At 65.7% G+C, this 14,691-nt stretch carries 13 protein-coding genes, 1 tRNA gene and 1 pseudogene; 3 read left to right on the top strand and 12 right to left on the bottom strand.

Annotation, left to right across the window (positions count from 1 at the left end; translation table 11 throughout):
- Window positions 1-146 precede the first annotated feature (146 nt).
- On the top strand, window positions 147-1,043 hold the full coding sequence (gene hutG / locus D5041_RS13860) for an N-formylglutamate deformylase (protein WP_265257021.1): 897 nt from the start codon (window positions 147-149) through the stop codon (window positions 1,041-1,043).
- Window positions 1,044-1,099: 56 nt separating this feature from the next.
- Here the strand turns inward: hutG and D5041_RS13855 are convergent, their stop codons facing one another.
- The 3 genes and pseudogenes from D5041_RS13855 to istA form a co-directional block, all read right to left on the bottom strand.
- Window positions 1,100-2,398 carry an IS256 family transposase gene (locus tag D5041_RS13855; protein WP_265284376.1) on the bottom strand — a complete coding sequence of 433 codons (1,299 nt, stop codon included), beginning with the start codon at window positions 2,396-2,398 and terminating at the stop codon, window positions 1,100-1,102.
- Window positions 2,399-2,500: 102 nt separating this feature from the next.
- A pseudogene (locus D5041_RS13850) lies at window positions 2,501-3,019 on the bottom strand (ATP-binding protein); the annotation flags it as partial.
- A 59-nt stretch (window positions 3,020-3,078) separates the two neighbouring features.
- Entirely contained in the window at window positions 3,079-4,605 is a 1,527-nt protein-coding gene (gene istA / locus D5041_RS13845) for an IS21 family transposase (RefSeq protein ID WP_265284957.1), read from the bottom strand.
- Window positions 4,606-4,821: 216 nt separating this feature from the next.
- Between istA and D5041_RS13840 the strand changes: the two genes are divergently transcribed.
- A complete protein-coding gene (locus D5041_RS13840; RefSeq protein WP_265284956.1) occupies window positions 4,822-5,625 on the top strand; it encodes an NAD(P)-dependent oxidoreductase in 804 nt (267 codons plus the stop codon).
- Window positions 5,626-5,697: 72 nt separating this feature from the next.
- Here D5041_RS13840 and D5041_RS13835 read toward each other — a convergent pair whose 3' ends face one another.
- The 5 genes from D5041_RS13835 to D5041_RS13815 form a co-directional block, all read right to left on the bottom strand.
- Window positions 5,698-6,174 carry an NUDIX domain-containing protein gene (locus D5041_RS13835; protein ID WP_265284955.1) on the bottom strand — a complete coding sequence of 159 codons (477 nt, stop codon included), beginning with the start codon at window positions 6,172-6,174 and terminating at the stop codon, window positions 5,698-5,700.
- Window positions 6,167-7,039: an ATP-binding protein gene (locus D5041_RS13830; RefSeq protein WP_265284954.1), complete on the bottom strand. Its 873-nt coding sequence runs from the start codon at window positions 7,037-7,039 to the stop codon at window positions 6,167-6,169. The genes D5041_RS13835 and D5041_RS13830 overlap by 8 nt, the downstream gene beginning before the upstream one ends.
- Window positions 7,040-7,060: 21 nt before the next feature.
- Window positions 7,061-8,290: a bifunctional glutamate N-acetyltransferase/amino-acid acetyltransferase ArgJ gene (gene argJ, locus D5041_RS13825; protein WP_265257025.1), complete on the bottom strand. Its 1,230-nt coding sequence runs from the start codon at window positions 8,288-8,290 to the stop codon at window positions 7,061-7,063.
- A gap of 55 nt (window positions 8,291-8,345) precedes the next feature.
- Window positions 8,346-11,090 (bottom strand): preprotein translocase subunit SecA, encoded by a 2,745-nt coding sequence (gene secA / locus D5041_RS13820; protein WP_265284953.1) that lies wholly within the window; start codon window positions 11,088-11,090, stop codon window positions 8,346-8,348.
- A 127-nt stretch (window positions 11,091-11,217) separates the two neighbouring features.
- Window positions 11,218-12,171 carry a M23 family metallopeptidase gene (locus D5041_RS13815; protein ID WP_265284952.1) on the bottom strand — a complete coding sequence of 318 codons (954 nt, stop codon included), beginning with the start codon at window positions 12,169-12,171 and terminating at the stop codon, window positions 11,218-11,220.
- 32 nt (window positions 12,172-12,203) lie between these two features.
- Between D5041_RS13815 and D5041_RS13810 the strand changes: the two genes are divergently transcribed.
- The gene (locus D5041_RS13810; RefSeq protein WP_010100142.1) at window positions 12,204-12,503 is read left to right on the top strand and encodes a hypothetical protein; all 300 of its coding nucleotides are present in this window, start codon (window positions 12,204-12,206) and stop codon (window positions 12,501-12,503) included.
- 51 nt (window positions 12,504-12,554) lie between these two features.
- On the opposite strand, the gene D5041_RS13805 is transcribed toward D5041_RS13810, so the two are convergent.
- From D5041_RS13805 to D5041_RS13790, 4 genes are all read right to left on the bottom strand, one after another.
- Window positions 12,555-12,629 (bottom strand) — tRNA-Thr (locus D5041_RS13805).
- Window positions 12,630-12,681: 52 nt separating this feature from the next.
- Window positions 12,682-13,176 (bottom strand): ClpXP protease specificity-enhancing factor, encoded by a 495-nt coding sequence (locus D5041_RS13800; RefSeq protein ID WP_010100143.1) that lies wholly within the window; start codon window positions 13,174-13,176, stop codon window positions 12,682-12,684.
- Between the two features lie 29 nt (window positions 13,177-13,205).
- On the bottom strand, window positions 13,206-13,817 hold the full coding sequence (locus tag D5041_RS13795; RefSeq protein ID WP_010100144.1) for a glutathione S-transferase N-terminal domain-containing protein: 612 nt from the start codon (window positions 13,815-13,817) through the stop codon (window positions 13,206-13,208).
- Window positions 13,818-13,919: 102 nt separating this feature from the next.
- Complete coding sequence (locus D5041_RS13790) at window positions 13,920-14,681, bottom strand: cytochrome c1 (protein WP_265257028.1); 762 nt, start codon at window positions 14,679-14,681, stop codon at window positions 13,920-13,922.
- Between the last annotated feature and the right edge of the window lie 10 nt (window positions 14,682-14,691).

Raw genomic sequence — 14,691 nt, 5'->3', positions numbered from 1 at the left:
GAGGGCGACCAACAATTTCTGCTCGAGGGTGAAGGCGTCTGGTGGGTAGACGAGCAGATCAGCATGGCATTCGCGTCGACAGTTGCGGCCGCACTGTTGGCATGCGTGCCGTGCTGGCCTACCGAGCAAAGTCTGGAGATTGCCCGATGAACTTCGACACCACCGAGCCCGCGTTCCGCTTGCGCCAAGGCACCCGCCCGTTGCTGATCTCGATGCCGCATGTCGGTACACACGTGCCACCCGGGCTCGCGGCACGCTTCACGGCCGAAGCGCGCCGGGTACCCGACACCGACTGGCATCTCGAACGGCTCTATGACTTTGCTGTCACCGAACTCGGCGCTTCCGTGCTCGTCGCCACGCGCTCGCGCTACGTGATCGACCTGAACAGACCGCCTGACAACCAGAACCTCTACCCCGGCCAGGACACGACCGGACTCTGCCCCATCGACACGTTCGACCAGTCACCCGTCTATGAAGCGGCAGATCTACCGGGCGAGGGAGAAATTGCGGCGCGGCGTGAAGCCGTATGGCAGCCTTACCACCGGGCGCTGCGAAACGAGCTCGATCGTCTCCGAGCAACGCATGGCGCCGTCGCCTTGTGGGACGCACATTCGATCCGCTCGGTGCTCCCACGCTTCTTCGACGGCAAACTGCCCGATCTGAATCTGGGTACGGCCGATGGCACGAGTTGCGAGCAGCCATTGGCTGATGCGCTCCTGAGCATCGCCAGCGCTGCGGCCGGATACACGGCAGTGCTGAATGGTCGCTTCAAGGGCGGTTACATCACACGCCAGTATGGCGATCCGGTGGGAGGCATCCACGCGGTGCAGTTGGAGATGACGCAATGCAGCTACATGCAGGAGAGCTGGCCATTCGCCTATTTGCCTGCAACCGCCGGTCGCGTTGTGCCGCATCTCCGGCGCATGATCGAAACCGTGCTGACCCATATCGAAGCGAGCATAGCCGCCAGCGCTCCGAACCTTGTCGCTGAGGCCAATCGCACGGCAATTCCTCCATCGCCCCACGGCGATGCGTCGTCGTAGCGGGTTGGGGGCGATGTCCCCCAGATAGTTGCAACCTGTGACGGCGGGGCGTGAGATTATGCGGCCTCCCTTGGCTCGGCAAGGTCAGAGTCGGAGTTGCGGCGGCCCAATGCAGTCTCCAGTATCCAGAGGTCCCTGACCCCCTGGATCTTGCGAAACGACTTCTGTGCCTCGATGAACCCTGCAGCCGTCCAGCGCAGCGCCATGTCGGCATCGCGATAGCGCGTGACGCGCCGGCTCGTGCGCCGCACGATGCCGTTGGGATTCTCGATAATGTTGGTCGTGCACAGGCACCGCGTGAGCGAAGGCGGCAGGCCCAGGGCATTGACGGTGAAGGTTTCCTCCAAGCCCTCCAGCAACAACGCAGCCGCGCCGGCATGCTCGCGCTGCAGCCACTGCGCCTGCTTTTGCAGCTTGGCCATGCCCTCTTTGGCGCCCAGCTTGTAGGCGGCCGTCATCACCGCCTTGGTCTGCGCGGCCTCGGTCTTGGGCAACCGCTCCAGGACATTGCGCAGCTTGTGCGTGCGGCAACGCTGAACACGTGCTTGCTTGCCGAACATTTCGTCGATGGCGCTACGCAGCGCCTTGGAGCCGTCGATCACGAACAGGTACGACAGCGTGGCGTCGAGTCCGCGCTCGATCAGTCGGCGCAGCAGGTCCTTGACCACCTGCGCGTTCTCGCTGGCCCCCAGGCTCAGGCCCAGCAGATGCTTGTCGCCGGCATCGTCCACGCCCAGCGCGGCGATGATATGGTGGCCGTTCACGATGATGCCATCGATGTAGATCACCAGCACCTTCAGATCGATCAGGCTGCGCTCGTTGAACTGGGCCAGTTGCGCGGCGCTGGCCTCCACGAAGTGCCCAGAGACGGCGCTCTTGGATACCCCCACCGTGCCCGCTGCCTCGGGCAGCACCTGCGCGTAGCGACGCGTGGAGACGCCTGCAATGAGAATATCGCGCACGCGCGTCGCAGCATCCGCATGGTTGCGCAGCCGCTCATAGGCCGGCACTCGCACCTCGCGCCCGTTCTTGTCGCGCAGCCGTGGACGCTGCACGCGCAACTGCCGCTCGGCCAAGCCAATCACGCCGCGCTGGGCGCCGTGCCACAGCACCGGCCCCGCCTCGCGACCACGTTGCTTGGCACCAGCGAGGTCCTGCGCTGAAAGCACCAGCAGTTGCTCGACCAGACCAACGGCCGCTTCATGCATCAGCTCCTCGATGCTCGCTCGCGCTCCTTCGATCAACTCCAGCATCGGCAACAGCGCTTGGCCGCTGTCGGCCAGCACCCGCTTGACCTGTGCCCTGTCGTTGCGATGCACGACCTTCAGATTGCTCTTTGACTTACGATCCTTCATGGCGGTTTCCTTCGGTTCTTCAGTTGACGTTGGCAAATCCGATTCTGTCGAATTCGCCGGAAACCGCCGCCTCAAGTTCCAACTACGACTGGGACATCGCCCTGCCAGCGCCCAGTCGTCGAGCAGCAGTACGTCGGTGCGCGCCAGCGTCGCCAGCCAGCGCGTGAAGCCGCCGTTGCCGTGCAGGATGCGCAGTTCCTCGGCCAGTCGCGGCACGCGCAGATACAGCGCCGATTGCCCGCGCCTGCACGCGTACTGCGCCAGCGCACAGGCCAGCCACGACTTGCCCGAGCCGGTGGGGCCGGTGATGAGCAGCGCGCTGCCTTCCTCGACCCAGCGCGACAGCGCCAGACTCATCAGCGCTGGCCGCTCAAAGCCGCGCCCGGCACGGCCGTCCACGTCTTCGATGCAGGCCTGCGGGTACTTCAGCCGTGCCCGTTTGAGCAGGGCCGCATGGCGCTTGTCGGTGCGATGGTGCACCTCCCGATCGACCATCAGCGCCAGCCGCTCCTCAAAGCTCAGCGTGGTGCTCGCGCTGCTGCTCAGTTGCTCTTCGATGGCGCTGACCATGCCTACGAGTTTGAGCTCGCGCAGCTGCGCCAGGGTGTTGTTCATCATCATGTTCGGGTTCTCTGGTTCGGGGAATTCGGTGCCGTCGGCAGTCCGCGTGACGACACGCATCATTGGTAGTTGGCCGCGCCGCGCAGGTTCTCGTGCGCGGGTGCCACCCACTCGGGCGCGCTGTGATTGCGCGCGATCAGGTCGCGTCCGTTGAACAGAATCTCGCGCACATGGCGGTAGTGCCCGGCGTGCAACTCCAGAGCCAGCGTGCAGGCCGCTTCCAGGCGTTGCGGGCCGTAATGCTTGGCCAAGCTCAGAAGGCCCAGGCAGCTGCGATAACCGTGCTCGGGATGACGGAATCTGTGCAGCAACTGCACGACGAATTGGCCCGTGTTCGCACCGATGCCCTGACCCCAGTGGATCAGCCGCTCGGGCGTCCACTGCTTGTGCGCCCGGTGGGCTGCGGGCATGTGCTCATCGCGCGTGGTCAAGCCGCCGCGCTGGTTGCTGCGCACGTGGCTGGCCACACGTTGACCGCGGTGCAGCACCTCCACCAGCGCGTCGGTGATGCGCACCTGCAGTTCCAAACCCACCAGCGCATGCGGCACGCTGTAGCGATGGCGCTCGACCTCGACGTGGTAGTCGATGTGGGCCTTGACGGTCCTGAAGATGGCCCACTGCCAGGGTTGCGCCGGCAGGCTCGTCAGCGCCGGACTGTCGAGCGCGGCGAACAGGCTGGCGCGACTGCCATCGAGCTTTTGGAAGGGCCGCTCGTTGAGTGAAGGCAGCAGTGCCGAGAGCGCTGCGTCTGCAGCGTGTACGTCGGCCAGCACCTGGTGGCGCAGCCGGGCCACAATCCAGCGGGTGACGACTTGCACGGCCGATTCGGCGCTGGCTTTGTCCTGGGGCGAGTACGGGCGTGCCGGCAGGATCGAGACGCCGTAGTGGCGGGCGAAGTCGCGCACGGTCTCGTTGATTTGGGGCTCGTAGCGGCAGGCATTGGAGACGAGTGCACGCGGGTTGTCGGGCACAATTAATTGCGGCACGCCACCGTAGAAAGCCAGCGCACGGGCCATGGCAGCGAGCCACGAGCGCATGCTCTGATCGGTGGTAGCGCAGGCAAAGGTGTAGCTCGATGCTCCCATCGCAGCCACGAACACCTGCGCGCGTGAGCCGTCGGCCAACGCCAGCGTGGAGCCGGCGTAATCGATGAACAGTTTCTCGCCAGCGCGTCGGTGCTGGCGCATCGAGCGTTTGAGCCGTTTGGTGAAGGTCTTGTAGTGCTCGCAGAACTGGGTGTAGGCCCAGGTGCGTCGGCCCTCGTGGGCAGCGCGGTACTCCTGCCACAAGAGCATCAGCGTGACGCCCTTGCGGCGCAGTTCGATGTGGACATGGGCGAAGTCGGGTTGGATCACCGCCGTCTCGGCCGAACTGCGCCCGAGCAGCCGGCGTTCGAGTCCGGCCTCGTCGAGTTCGGCCACTGCGGCCCAATCGAGCCGGGCAGCGCCGGCCATGCCGAGGTACTTGGCCACGACCCCCTTGGAGATACCGAGGCTGCGCGCGATGGCTTCATGCGACAGCTTGGCGCTGTACTTGAGTCTGAGGATGTCTTTGATCATGCGTATGTTGATTCGTTGCTGTGGCATATGCGCTGCGGCCAAAAGACCGCGACGCTATGCCCAAACCCGTGGTTCATACGCAACACCAGCACCAGCGCCCTTGACAGGCTGACGAGCACCTTCAAACGGTGATCAGTCGTCCCTCGGTCACGTCACCGAAATGGGCGGTCACGGTTCCGAAATCGGCGGTCACGATGCCGAAATGGATGGTCACGCTCGCCGAAATACCCAATTGGTGCGCCAGTGGCGCGCAACCTCTCCGCCAAGGGCTTCAAGGTCAAGGTGTGGAACCGGACCCCTGCCAAGGCACAGGCGCTTGCCGAACAGAATCTGCAGGTATGCACGAGCGTGGCCGAAGCGGTCAGCCAAGCCAGCCACATCGTGACCGTGCTGAAAGATGGAGATGGCGTCGCCTCTGTCATGGCCGCAGGCAGCGGTCACTTTGCGCCGGACGCCATTTGGCTGCAATTGAGCACCGTCGGGATGGTCGCGGCTGAGCAGTTGGCTGGCCTTGCTGCCCGGCAGCAGCTGGTGTACTACGATGCGCCGGTGCAAGGTACTCGCCAACCGGCTGAACTGGCCCAGTTGGTGATTCTGGCCTCTGGTCCGCTCGCGCAGCGCGCGGCGGTGCAGCCGTTGTTCGACGCCATCGGCAAGCGCACGCTGTGGGTATCCGAGCATGCCGGGCAGAGCAGCCGCCTGAAACTGGCGCTGAACCATTGGGCCTTCGCACTGACCCATGGCCTGGCCGAAAGCTTGGCGCTGGCCAAGGGGCTGGGTGTGGATCCGGCGCAGGTCATGGACGTGGTCAGCGGCGGGCCGATGGACTGCGCGTACTTTCAGCTCAAGGGGGCGGCCATGCTGTCCAACAACTACATGCCCAGTTTCAGCGTGGACAACGCCGTGAAGGACAGCCGGCTCATTGCTGAAGCCGCGCGCCAAACTGGAATCAAGGCCGACGTCGCCATCGCCGGCCTGCAGCGCTTCGAACGCGCCCTGGCCCAGGGACACGGTGACAAAGACATGGCCGCCAGCCATCTGGCGTAAAACCCGGCGGCACGTGTTAACCCTTGCTTGGTCTCTTGCCCTGGGCGCGAATGCATGGATTGCATTTCTTGCTCAGGCAGCACCGCCAGCCCGTTGCGCTTCTTCGATGGCAAACCGCTGGCCGCGCTCCTCGGCGAGCCATTGCAGGACCGGGTAGGCGCCGGGCAGCACGGGGGTTACCGTCGGGGGCATCTGCTGCCAGGCCATGGACTGGCCTTCGCGCATTTCAAACTCTCCGGTCCATTGCCGGACCTTGCACCAGTGCAGGCGCACCAGCGCGTGCGGGTAGTCATGCTGCGTAATTTTCCAGACGCTGGCGGGGCCGATGGTCACGCCCAGTTCTTCGATCAGTTCCCGGCGCAGCGCCTGCTCGACCGTCTCTCCGGCCTCGATCTTGCCGCCCGGAAACTCCCAGTAACCCGCGCAGGGCTTGCCCGGCGGGCGGGTGGACAGGAGCACCGCGCCGTCGGCGCGCAGCAGGATTCCCACCGCCACCTCGGTGCGCCCGCGTCCGGCGCCGGGCGCGGGCGCCGGGGTGGCCTCAGTCACCGTGGCGCCCCGCGTAGTCGCGCGCAAACTGGTAGGCCACGCGGCCGCTGCGCGATCCGCGCTCGAGCGCCCACAGCAGCGCCTGCGCACGGGCCGCGGGAATCGCCGCAGCGTCCACGCCCAGCGCCGCGAGCCACTGGGCGACGATGGCCAGGTACTCCTCCTGGCCAAAGGGGTAGAAGCTCAGCCACAGGCCAAAGCGGTCCGAGAGCGAGACCTTCTCTTCCACCGCCTCGCCGGGGTGCACTTCGCCGTTGTCGGCGCGGGTATGCGCCAGGTTTTCCGCCATGTACTCGGGCAGCAGGTGGCGCCGGTTGCTGGTGGCGTAGATCAGCACGTTCGGCGTGGCTGCGGCCACCGATCCATCGAGGATGGATTTCAAGGCCTTGTAACCCGGCTCGCCGTCTTCAAAACTCAGGTCGTCGCAAAAGACGATGAATTTCTCCGGCCGCTCGGACACCACGTCAACAATGTCGGGCAGGTCCGTGAGGTCGGTCTTGTCGACCTCGATCAGGCGCAGGCCCTGCTGTGCGTAGGCGTTCAGGCAGGCCTTGATGAGCGAGGACTTGCCCGTTCCGCGCGCGCCGGTGAGCAGCACGTTGTTCGCCAGTCTGCCGGCGACGAACTGCCGGGTGTTGCGCTCGATCTTCTCCTTTTGCTCGTCGATCTCCCGCAGGTCGGCCAGGCGCATCGCCGCCAGGTGGCGCACCGGCTCCAGCGTGCCATGCCCGCTGCTGCGCTTGCGGTAGCGCCAGGCAATCGCGGCCGACCAGTCCGGCGCGCCCAGGCTTCGGGGCAGGATGGACTCGATGCGCGCGAAGAGTTGCTCGGCGCGCTCGATCAGATGCTCAAATTTTTCATTCATGTGCGCTGCATGGGAGGAGGGTCATGACCGGTAGTCGGCGTTGATGCGGACGTATTCATGGCCGAGGTCGCAGGTCCAGACCGTGTCCGCCGCGCTCCCGCGGCCGAGCAGCACGCGCACCGTGATCTCGCTTTGCTGCATCACGCGCTGGCCGTCTTCCTCACGGTAGGCGGGGTTGCGCCCACCGTGCGCGGCCACGTGCACCTCGTCCAGGTACAGGTCGATTCCTCCCGGGTCGAGGTCGGCGATTCCCGCGTAGCCCACGGCCGCGAGGATGCGGCCCAGGTTCGGGTCGCTCGCGTAGAACGCCGTTTTGACCAGCGGCGAGTGGGCAATCGCGTAGGCCACCTGGCGGCATTCGGCGCCGCTCCGGCCGCCTTCGACGCGCACGGTGATGAACTTGGTCGCGCCCTCGCCGTCGCGCACGATGGCCTGCGCCAGCTTCTGCGCCACGCCGAGCATGGCCGCGGCCAGGGCCTGGCCCTCGGCGCTGGCCAAGTCGGTGATCGGAGCGTGCGCGGCCTGGTTGCTGGCGAGCAGCATGAAGGAGTCGTTGGTCGAGGTGTCGCCGTCGATGCTGATGCGGTTGAACGAGTCCTCGGCCAGCGCGTGCACCAGTTGCTGCAACGCTGCGGGGTGCACGCGGGCGTCGGTGGCGATGAAGCCGAGCATGGTCGCCATGTTCGGGCGGATCATCCCCGCGCCCTTGCTGATTCCCGTGATGGTGACCGTGGCGCCGCCGATTGGCAGCTGCGCCGAGCAGGCCTTGGGCAGGGTGTCGGTGGTCATGATGGCCTCGGCGGCACGCGCCCAGTGCTCCGGCCGCGCGTCGGCCAGGGCCGCAGGCAGGGCCGCCTCGATGCGCTCATGCGGCAGGGGCTCCATGATCACGCCGGTGGAGAACGGCAGGATCTGCTCGGGCGCGAGTTCGAGCCTGCGCGCCAGCGCGGTGCAGCTGGCGCGCGCGCGCACCAGGCCGTCGGCGCCGGTGCCCGCGTTCGCGTTTCCGGTGTTCACCAGCAGGGCGCGTATGGCTTGGCCGCTGGCCAGGTGCTCGCGGCAGATCTGCACCGGCGCGGCGCAGAAGCGGTTCTGGGTAAAGACCCCCGCCACGCTCGCGCCCTCGTCGAGCAGGAACACGCTCAAGTCCTTGCGCCCGACCTTGCGGATACCGGCTTGGGCAACGCCGATGCGCACGCCGGCAATCGGTTGCAGGTCGGCGGCGACGGGGGCCAGGAGATTCACGGGCATGGGGGACTTTCTGAAAAACGGCGGCCGATGAACGGGAAAACCGGGGCGCGCCGGCTCAGGCCAGCTTGCCGTGGCAGTGCTTGTATTTCTTGCCACTGCCGCAGGGGCAGGGGGCGTTGCGGCCCACGCGCATGCTCTCCTCGGGCAGCGCCATCATCTGCGCCTGCGCCGTGGTCTCGGCCTCGCCGGTCTCCGTGGGCGCGGTGTAGGTCACGTTGGTGATGCCTTCGGCGCGGCGGTCCTGCGCGGCCTGATCGAGCTGCGCCTGCGATTGGACCTGCACCTTCATGAGGGTCCTGGTGACGTCGTTCTTGACCTCGTCGATGAGCTGGCGGAACAGCTCGAAGGACTCGCGCTTGTACTCCTGCTTGGGCTGCTTTTGCGCGTAGCCGCGCAGGTGGATTCCCTGGCGCAGGTAGTCCAGCGCGCTCAGGTGGTCGCGCCAGTTCGAGTCCACACTTTGCAGCAGCACCATGCGCTCGAACTGCGTGAAGTTCTCGCGGCCCACCTGTTCGACCTTGGCGTCAAAGGCGGTGCGGGCCGCCTGCAGCACCCTGTCGAGAATCTTCTCATCGTTCATGGCACTGTCGGCTTGCAGTTCCTGCTGCAGGGCGATCGGCAGCTGCCATTCGTCGGCGAGCAGCTTTTCCAGGGCCGGCAGGTCCCACTGCTCTTCCAGCGATTCGGCGGGAACGTACTGGCGCACCAAGTCGGTCAGGCAGTCCTCGCGCATGGCCGCGATGACGTCCGACAGGTCGCTCACGTCCAGGATGTCGTTGCGCTGCTGGTAGATCACCCGGCGCTGGTCGTTGGCCACGTCGTCGTACTCGAGCAATTGCTTGCGGATGTCGAAGTTGCGCGCCTCGACCTTGCGCTGCGCCGATTCGATGCTGCGCGTCACGATTCCGGCTTCGATGGCCTCGCCGTCGGGCATCTTCAGGCGGTCCATGATCGCCTTCACGCGTTCGCCCGCGAAGATGCGCATCAGCGCGTCGTCCAGGCTCAGGTAGAAGCGCGACGATCCGGGGTCACCCTGGCGGCCCGAGCGGCCGCGCAGCTGGTTGTCGATGCGGCGCGATTCGTGGCGCTCGGTGGCGATGATGCGCAGGCCGCCCAGGGCCTTGACCTTCTCGTGGTCGAGCTCCCACTGCGCGCGCAATGCGGCGATCCGGGTTGCGCGATCGGCCGACGACAGGGTCTCGTCGGCCTCGATCGCGGCCACGTCCTTTTCGACGTTGCCGCCGAGAACGATGTCCGTCCCCCGGCCGGCCATGTTGGTGGCGATGGTGATCATTGCGGCGCGACCGGCCTGCGCGACGATGTCCGCTTCGCGGGCGTGCTGCTTGGCGTTGAGCACCTGGTGCGGCAGGCCCTCCTTGTTCAGGAGCTGGTCGATGACCTCGGAGTTCTCGATCGACGTGGTTCCCACGAGCACCGGCTGGCCGCGCTCATGGCATTCGCGGATGTCGCTGATCGCCGCAGCGTATTTTTCGCGGGTGGTTTTGTACACGCGGTCGAGTTGGTCGTCGCGCCGGCTCGGGCGGTTCGGGGGAATGACCATGGTTTCCAGGCCGTAGATTTCCTGGAACTCGTAGGCCTCGGTGTCGGCCGTTCCGGTCATTCCGGCGAGCTTGCCGTACAGACGGAAATAGTTCTGGAACGTGATCGACGCCAGCGTCTGGTTTTCGGCCTGGATTTCCACCCCCTCCTTGGCCTCGACCGCCTGGTGCAGGCCCTCGCTCCAGCGGCGGCCCGGCATCAGGCGGCCGGTGAATTCGTCGACGATCACGATCTCGTCGTTTTGCACCACGTAGTGCTGGTCGCGGTGGTACAGGTGCCTGGCGCGCAGCGCCGCGTACAGGTGGTGCATCAGCGCGATGTTCGCCGGGTCGTACACCGACGCGCCCTCGGCGATCAGGCCCTGGCTGGCGAGGATGCGCTCGGCGCTCTCGTGGCCCTGCTCCGTGAGGAACACCTGGTGCGTTTTTTCGTCGAGCGTGAAGTCGCCGGGCTGGGTCACGCCCTCGCCGGTGCGCGGGTCGGCCTCGCCCTCCTGGCGCACGAGCAAGGGAACGACCAGGTTCATGGCGATGTACGTTGCCCGGTGGTCCTCGGCCTGGCCGCTGATGATCAGCGGGGTGCGCGCCTCGTCGATGAGGATCGAGTCCACCTCGTCGACGATGGCGAAATGCAGGCCTTGCTGCACGCGCTCGCGCGCCTCGTAGACCATGTTGTCGCGCAGGTAGTCGAAGCCGTATTCGTTGTTCGTTCCGTAGGTGATGTCGGCGCGGTACGCGGCCTGCTTTTCCTCGCGCGACAGCAGGGGCAGGTTGATCCCCACCTTCAGACCCAGAAATTCGTACAGGCGCCCCATCCACTGCGCGTCGCGCTGGGCCAGGTAGTCGTTCACGGTGACCACGTGCACGCCCTTGCCCGACAGGGCGTTGAGGTACACCGGCAGGGTTGCGGTCAGGGTCTTGCCCTCGCCGGTGCGCATTTCGGCGATCTTGCCGAAATGCAGCGCCATGCCACCGAGCAACTGCACGTCGAAATGCCGCATCTTCATGACGCGCTTGGAGCCCTCGCGCACCACGGCAAAGGCCTCGGCAAGCAGGCTGTCGAGTGCCTCGCCCCGGGCCGCGCGCTCCTTGAACTCCTGCGTCTTCGCGCGCAACTGCGTATCCGACAGCTTTTCGTACTCGGGCTCGAGCGCGTTGATACGGACCACCGTCTTGCGGTATTGCTTGAGCAGCCGGTCGTTGCGGCTGCCGAATATTTTGGTGAGAAGCTGGGTGACCATGCGCGCAGGGCCGCCGGCGTGCTGCCGTCCAGCGCGCCAAACGACCGAAATTCCTTGGATGAAATTGTGGGGTCCGGGTGGGTTTCCGACCGGGATCATCCGGACAGAAAACACCGCGGCGGCGATTTTACCTGCCCGCTGCTGCCGACCGGGCGGCCAACTGCGCGGCGCCGTCCGCGGCGCCGGCGCTGAGGAACTTCTGCGGGTCCTGGAAGACCCCCTGCACCAGAACCTCGAAGTGCAGATGCGGTCCGGTGGAGCGCCCCGTGCTGCCGATCTCGGCGATCTTCTGCCCCCGGCGCACGATGTCGCCCTGCCGGACCAGCGTGCGCGACGCATGCGCGTAGCGCGTGAGCAACTGGTTGCCGTGGTCGATTTCGACCATGTTGCCGTAGGCCGGATGGTATTCCTGCGTGACCACCACGCCACCTGCGGCCGCCAGGATCGGGGTTCCGGCGTCGGCCTGGAAGTCGAGGCCGGTGTGCAGCGCCGACTGGCCGGTGATCGGGTCTATGCGCCAACCAAAACCGGAGCCCGCGGGCCGCCCCGCGACGGGCTCCTGGGTGGGAATCATCTGCTTGCGGATGCGCTGGTCGAGCAGCCGCGATTCGAGCACGGTCATCAGGTCCGAGCGTTGGCCGGCAAGGCGCTCCAGGTCGTCGAGCATGGACCCGAGCTCTTGCAGCGACAGCTGGTGCGCGCCCACCAGCACGCCGCCACGGCCATCGGTTTTCGGGATGTCTGCGGGCGCCATTCCGGCCAGACCCAGAACGCGTTCGCCCAGTGACTCCAGATGCAGCACGCGGGCCTGCATTTCCCCCACGCGGCGCGCCATGGCGTCAAGATTCGCGCGCATGAAGCGGTCGCGCTCGGTCGCCCCGTCGCTCACCGACAGCCGCGCCAGCGGGCCGACGCCGGACCAGTCCGCGCGCGCGCCGCGCGCAAACACCCCGTGGTACACACTCACCGCGAGCAGCACGAGGCCCAGCACCAGCGCCAGACCCGCGAGCAGCAAACGCATGCCCGACAGATGAATGGCCCGGCTACGCGCCAGCCGGGTGTCCATGATAATCAAGTGCACTTGCAACCCTCCCCGCCCGAAGGCACCACACCATGCATCGCCGCCACCACGCCGTCACCTTGCAGCAGGCCAGCGAGGAATCCCCCGCGCTGGCCAAGCTCGCGGCGCTGGCGCGCGACTCCCGTGATCGGCTCAGGGCCATCGAATCGCTGATTCCTGCGGCGCTGCGCCCGGCGATACAGCCGGGCCCGATCGATGCAGACAACTGGTGCCTGCTGGTCAGGGGCAACGCCGCAGCGGCAAAAATGCGCCAGCTGCTGCCCGCCTTGCAGGCGCACCTGCGCAGCCGGGGCTGGGAAGTCAACGCGATTCGTTTGAAAGTCCAAACCTGAAACCCCTGCCGCTTGGCAGCCATCATGAAGGCGGAAAGCGGCGCAGATAAATGGTGCCGGTTGTCGGGATTGAACTGACGACCTACCGCTTACAAGGCGGTTGCTCTACCACTGAGCTAAACCGGCGCAGGCGGGATTCTATCGCGCCCAAATATCGTGCCAAGGATGTCCAAGGGGCTTACTTGACCCGCTTGAGCGCGGGGCGGGTGCCGCCGGGGATCGGGGGAGGTCGGGGGGGATCGTCCCCCTCCGGGTTGTCGTCGCTGGATACCAGATGGACCATGCGGGTCTGCGACGGCAGCGCGTCGGTGGGCGCAGGCCCGGGCGACGCGAAGTCACTGGCCGACCGGTCCGAAGGCGGCGCAAACGCCATTCCCTGGCCGTTCTCGCGCGCGTAGATGGCGACCACGCAGCCCACGGGAACCCGGATCTCGCGCGGCTTGCCGCCGAACCGGGCCTTGAATTCGATGAACTCGTTGCCCAGTTGCAGCGCGCTGGTCGCGTCGTAGCTGACGTTCAGGATGATCTCGCCGTTCTTCACATACTCGTACGGCACGTGCACGGAGTCGTCCACACGCACCGCGACGTAGGGCGTCAAGCCGTTTTCGGTACACCATTCGTACAACGCGCGAATGAGGTAGGGACGCGTGGACGTTGTTTCCTGTGCGGTCATGGTGAATGCGGCAGTGGGGATGGATTGGATTATTTGCGCATGACCTTCTCGGAAGGGGTCAGCGCCTCGATGTACGCCGGGCGCGAGAAGATGCGCTCGGCGTATTTGAGCAGTGGGGCGGCGTTCTTGCTCAGGTCGATTCCGTAGTAGTCGAGGCGCCACAGCAGCGGCGCGATCGCTACGTCGAGCATGGAGAAACTGTCGCCAAGCATGTATTTGTTCTTCAGAAACACCGGTGCCAGCTGCGTCAGACGGTCGCGGATGTGCGAACGCGCTTTGTCCAGCGCTTTTTCATTGCCTTTGGTCGCGCGCGACTCGAGCACGTGCACATGCATGAACAACTCCTTTTCGAAGTTTAGCAGGAACAGGCGCACGCGGGCCCGATCGACCGGGTCACCGGGCATGAGCTGGGGGTGGGGAAAGCGCTCGTCGATGTATTCATTGATGATGTTCGACTCGTACAGGATCAGGTCGCGCTCGACCAGAATCGGCACTTGGGCGTAGGGATTCATCACGCCGATGTCTTCGGGCTTGTTGTACAGATCGACATCGCGAATTTCGAAGTCCATGCCCTTTTCGAACAGCACGAAACGACAGCGGTGGGAAAAGGGACAGGTCGTACCCGAGTAAAGCACCATCATGGTGGGAGGCTCCTAAAAATCAAAAGAGTGGGAGCACGCCCACTCTGTTCATGTCCCCAAACACCCCACGCGATTTCGCGCGAGGTGCCTCGGCGCGTTACGTTACTTGACGTCCTTCCAGTAGGCGGCGTGCAACCTCCAGGTGGTGAGCGTGAGCAGGCCCAGGAAGATCAGCACCCACACGCCCACGCGCCGGCGGGTGTTTTGTCCCGGCTCGCCCATCCATTGCAGGTAGTTCACCAAGTCGGCGATGTTCTCGTCGAACTGCAAGGGCGTCATGCTTCCCGGCGTGGCCTGCTCCCAGCCCTTGAACACCCGGGTCTTGTGGCCGTGGCTTTCATGCTCTTCAAACACGGGGTGGCGCTCGCCCTGCAACTGCCACAGGGCATGCGGCATGCCCACGCTCGGAAACACGAGGTTGTTCCAGCCGGTGGCCTTGGTGTCGTCGCGGTAGAAGCTGCGCAAAAAGGTGTACAGGTAGTCGGCGCCCGTTCCGCCGTGGCCCGCGCGCGAGCGCGCGATCAGGGTCAGGTCGGGCGGGTTGGCGCCAAACCATTCCTTGGCCTGCTTGGGGTCGATCGCGGCCTTCATGGTCTCGCCGACCTTGTCGGTGGTGAACAGCAGGTTGTCCTTGATCTGCTGCTCCGTGAGGCCGATGTCGCGCAGGCGGTTGAAGCGCATGAACGCGGCCGAATGGCAGTTCAGGCAGTAGTTGACGAAGAGCTTGGCGCCGTTCTGCAGCGACGCCAAGTCGGTGGTCTGCTTCGGCGCCCGGTCCCAGGAGATGGCCTCGTCGCCGGCGGCGTGCACGACACCGGCAGCCAAGCCGAATGCGGCGATCAGCGTGCGGATGATTTTTTTCATGGTGCGTGGC

This window comes from Verminephrobacter aporrectodeae subsp. tuberculatae (assembly GCF_026127385.1).
GTDB classification, from domain to species: Bacteria; Pseudomonadota; Gammaproteobacteria; order Burkholderiales; family Burkholderiaceae_C; genus Acidovorax; species Acidovorax aporrectodeae.
The sequence above is the reverse complement of the archived record's forward strand: the minus strand, read 5'-3'. Positions and strand labels throughout refer to the sequence as shown.

Coding starts and splice junctions, on each gene's coding strand:
- hutG (WP_265257021.1), top strand. CDS start 147: ATGAACTTCGACACCACCGAGCCCGCGTTCCGCTTGCGCCAAGGCACC.
- D5041_RS13855 (WP_265284376.1), bottom strand. CDS start 2,398: ATGAAGGATCGTAAGTCAAAGAGCAATCTGAAGGTCGTGCATCGCAAC.
- istA (WP_265284957.1), bottom strand. CDS start 4,605: ATGCCACAGCAACGAATCAACATACGCATGATCAAAGACATCCTCAGA.
- D5041_RS13830 (WP_265284954.1), bottom strand. CDS start 7,039: ATGAATGAAAAATTTGAGCATCTGATCGAGCGCGCCGAGCAACTCTTC.
- argJ (WP_265257025.1), bottom strand. CDS start 8,290: ATGCCCGTGAATCTCCTGGCCCCCGTCGCCGCCGACCTGCAACCGATT.
- secA (WP_265284953.1), bottom strand. CDS start 11,090: ATGGTCACCCAGCTTCTCACCAAAATATTCGGCAGCCGCAACGACCGG.
- D5041_RS13810 (WP_010100142.1), top strand. CDS start 12,204: ATGCATCGCCGCCACCACGCCGTCACCTTGCAGCAGGCCAGCGAGGAA.
- D5041_RS13800 (WP_010100143.1), bottom strand. CDS start 13,176: ATGACCGCACAGGAAACAACGTCCACGCGTCCCTACCTCATTCGCGCG.
- D5041_RS13795 (WP_010100144.1), bottom strand. CDS start 13,817: ATGATGGTGCTTTACTCGGGTACGACCTGTCCCTTTTCCCACCGCTGT.
- D5041_RS13790 (WP_265257028.1), bottom strand. CDS start 14,681: ATGAAAAAAATCATCCGCACGCTGATCGCCGCATTCGGCTTGGCTGCC.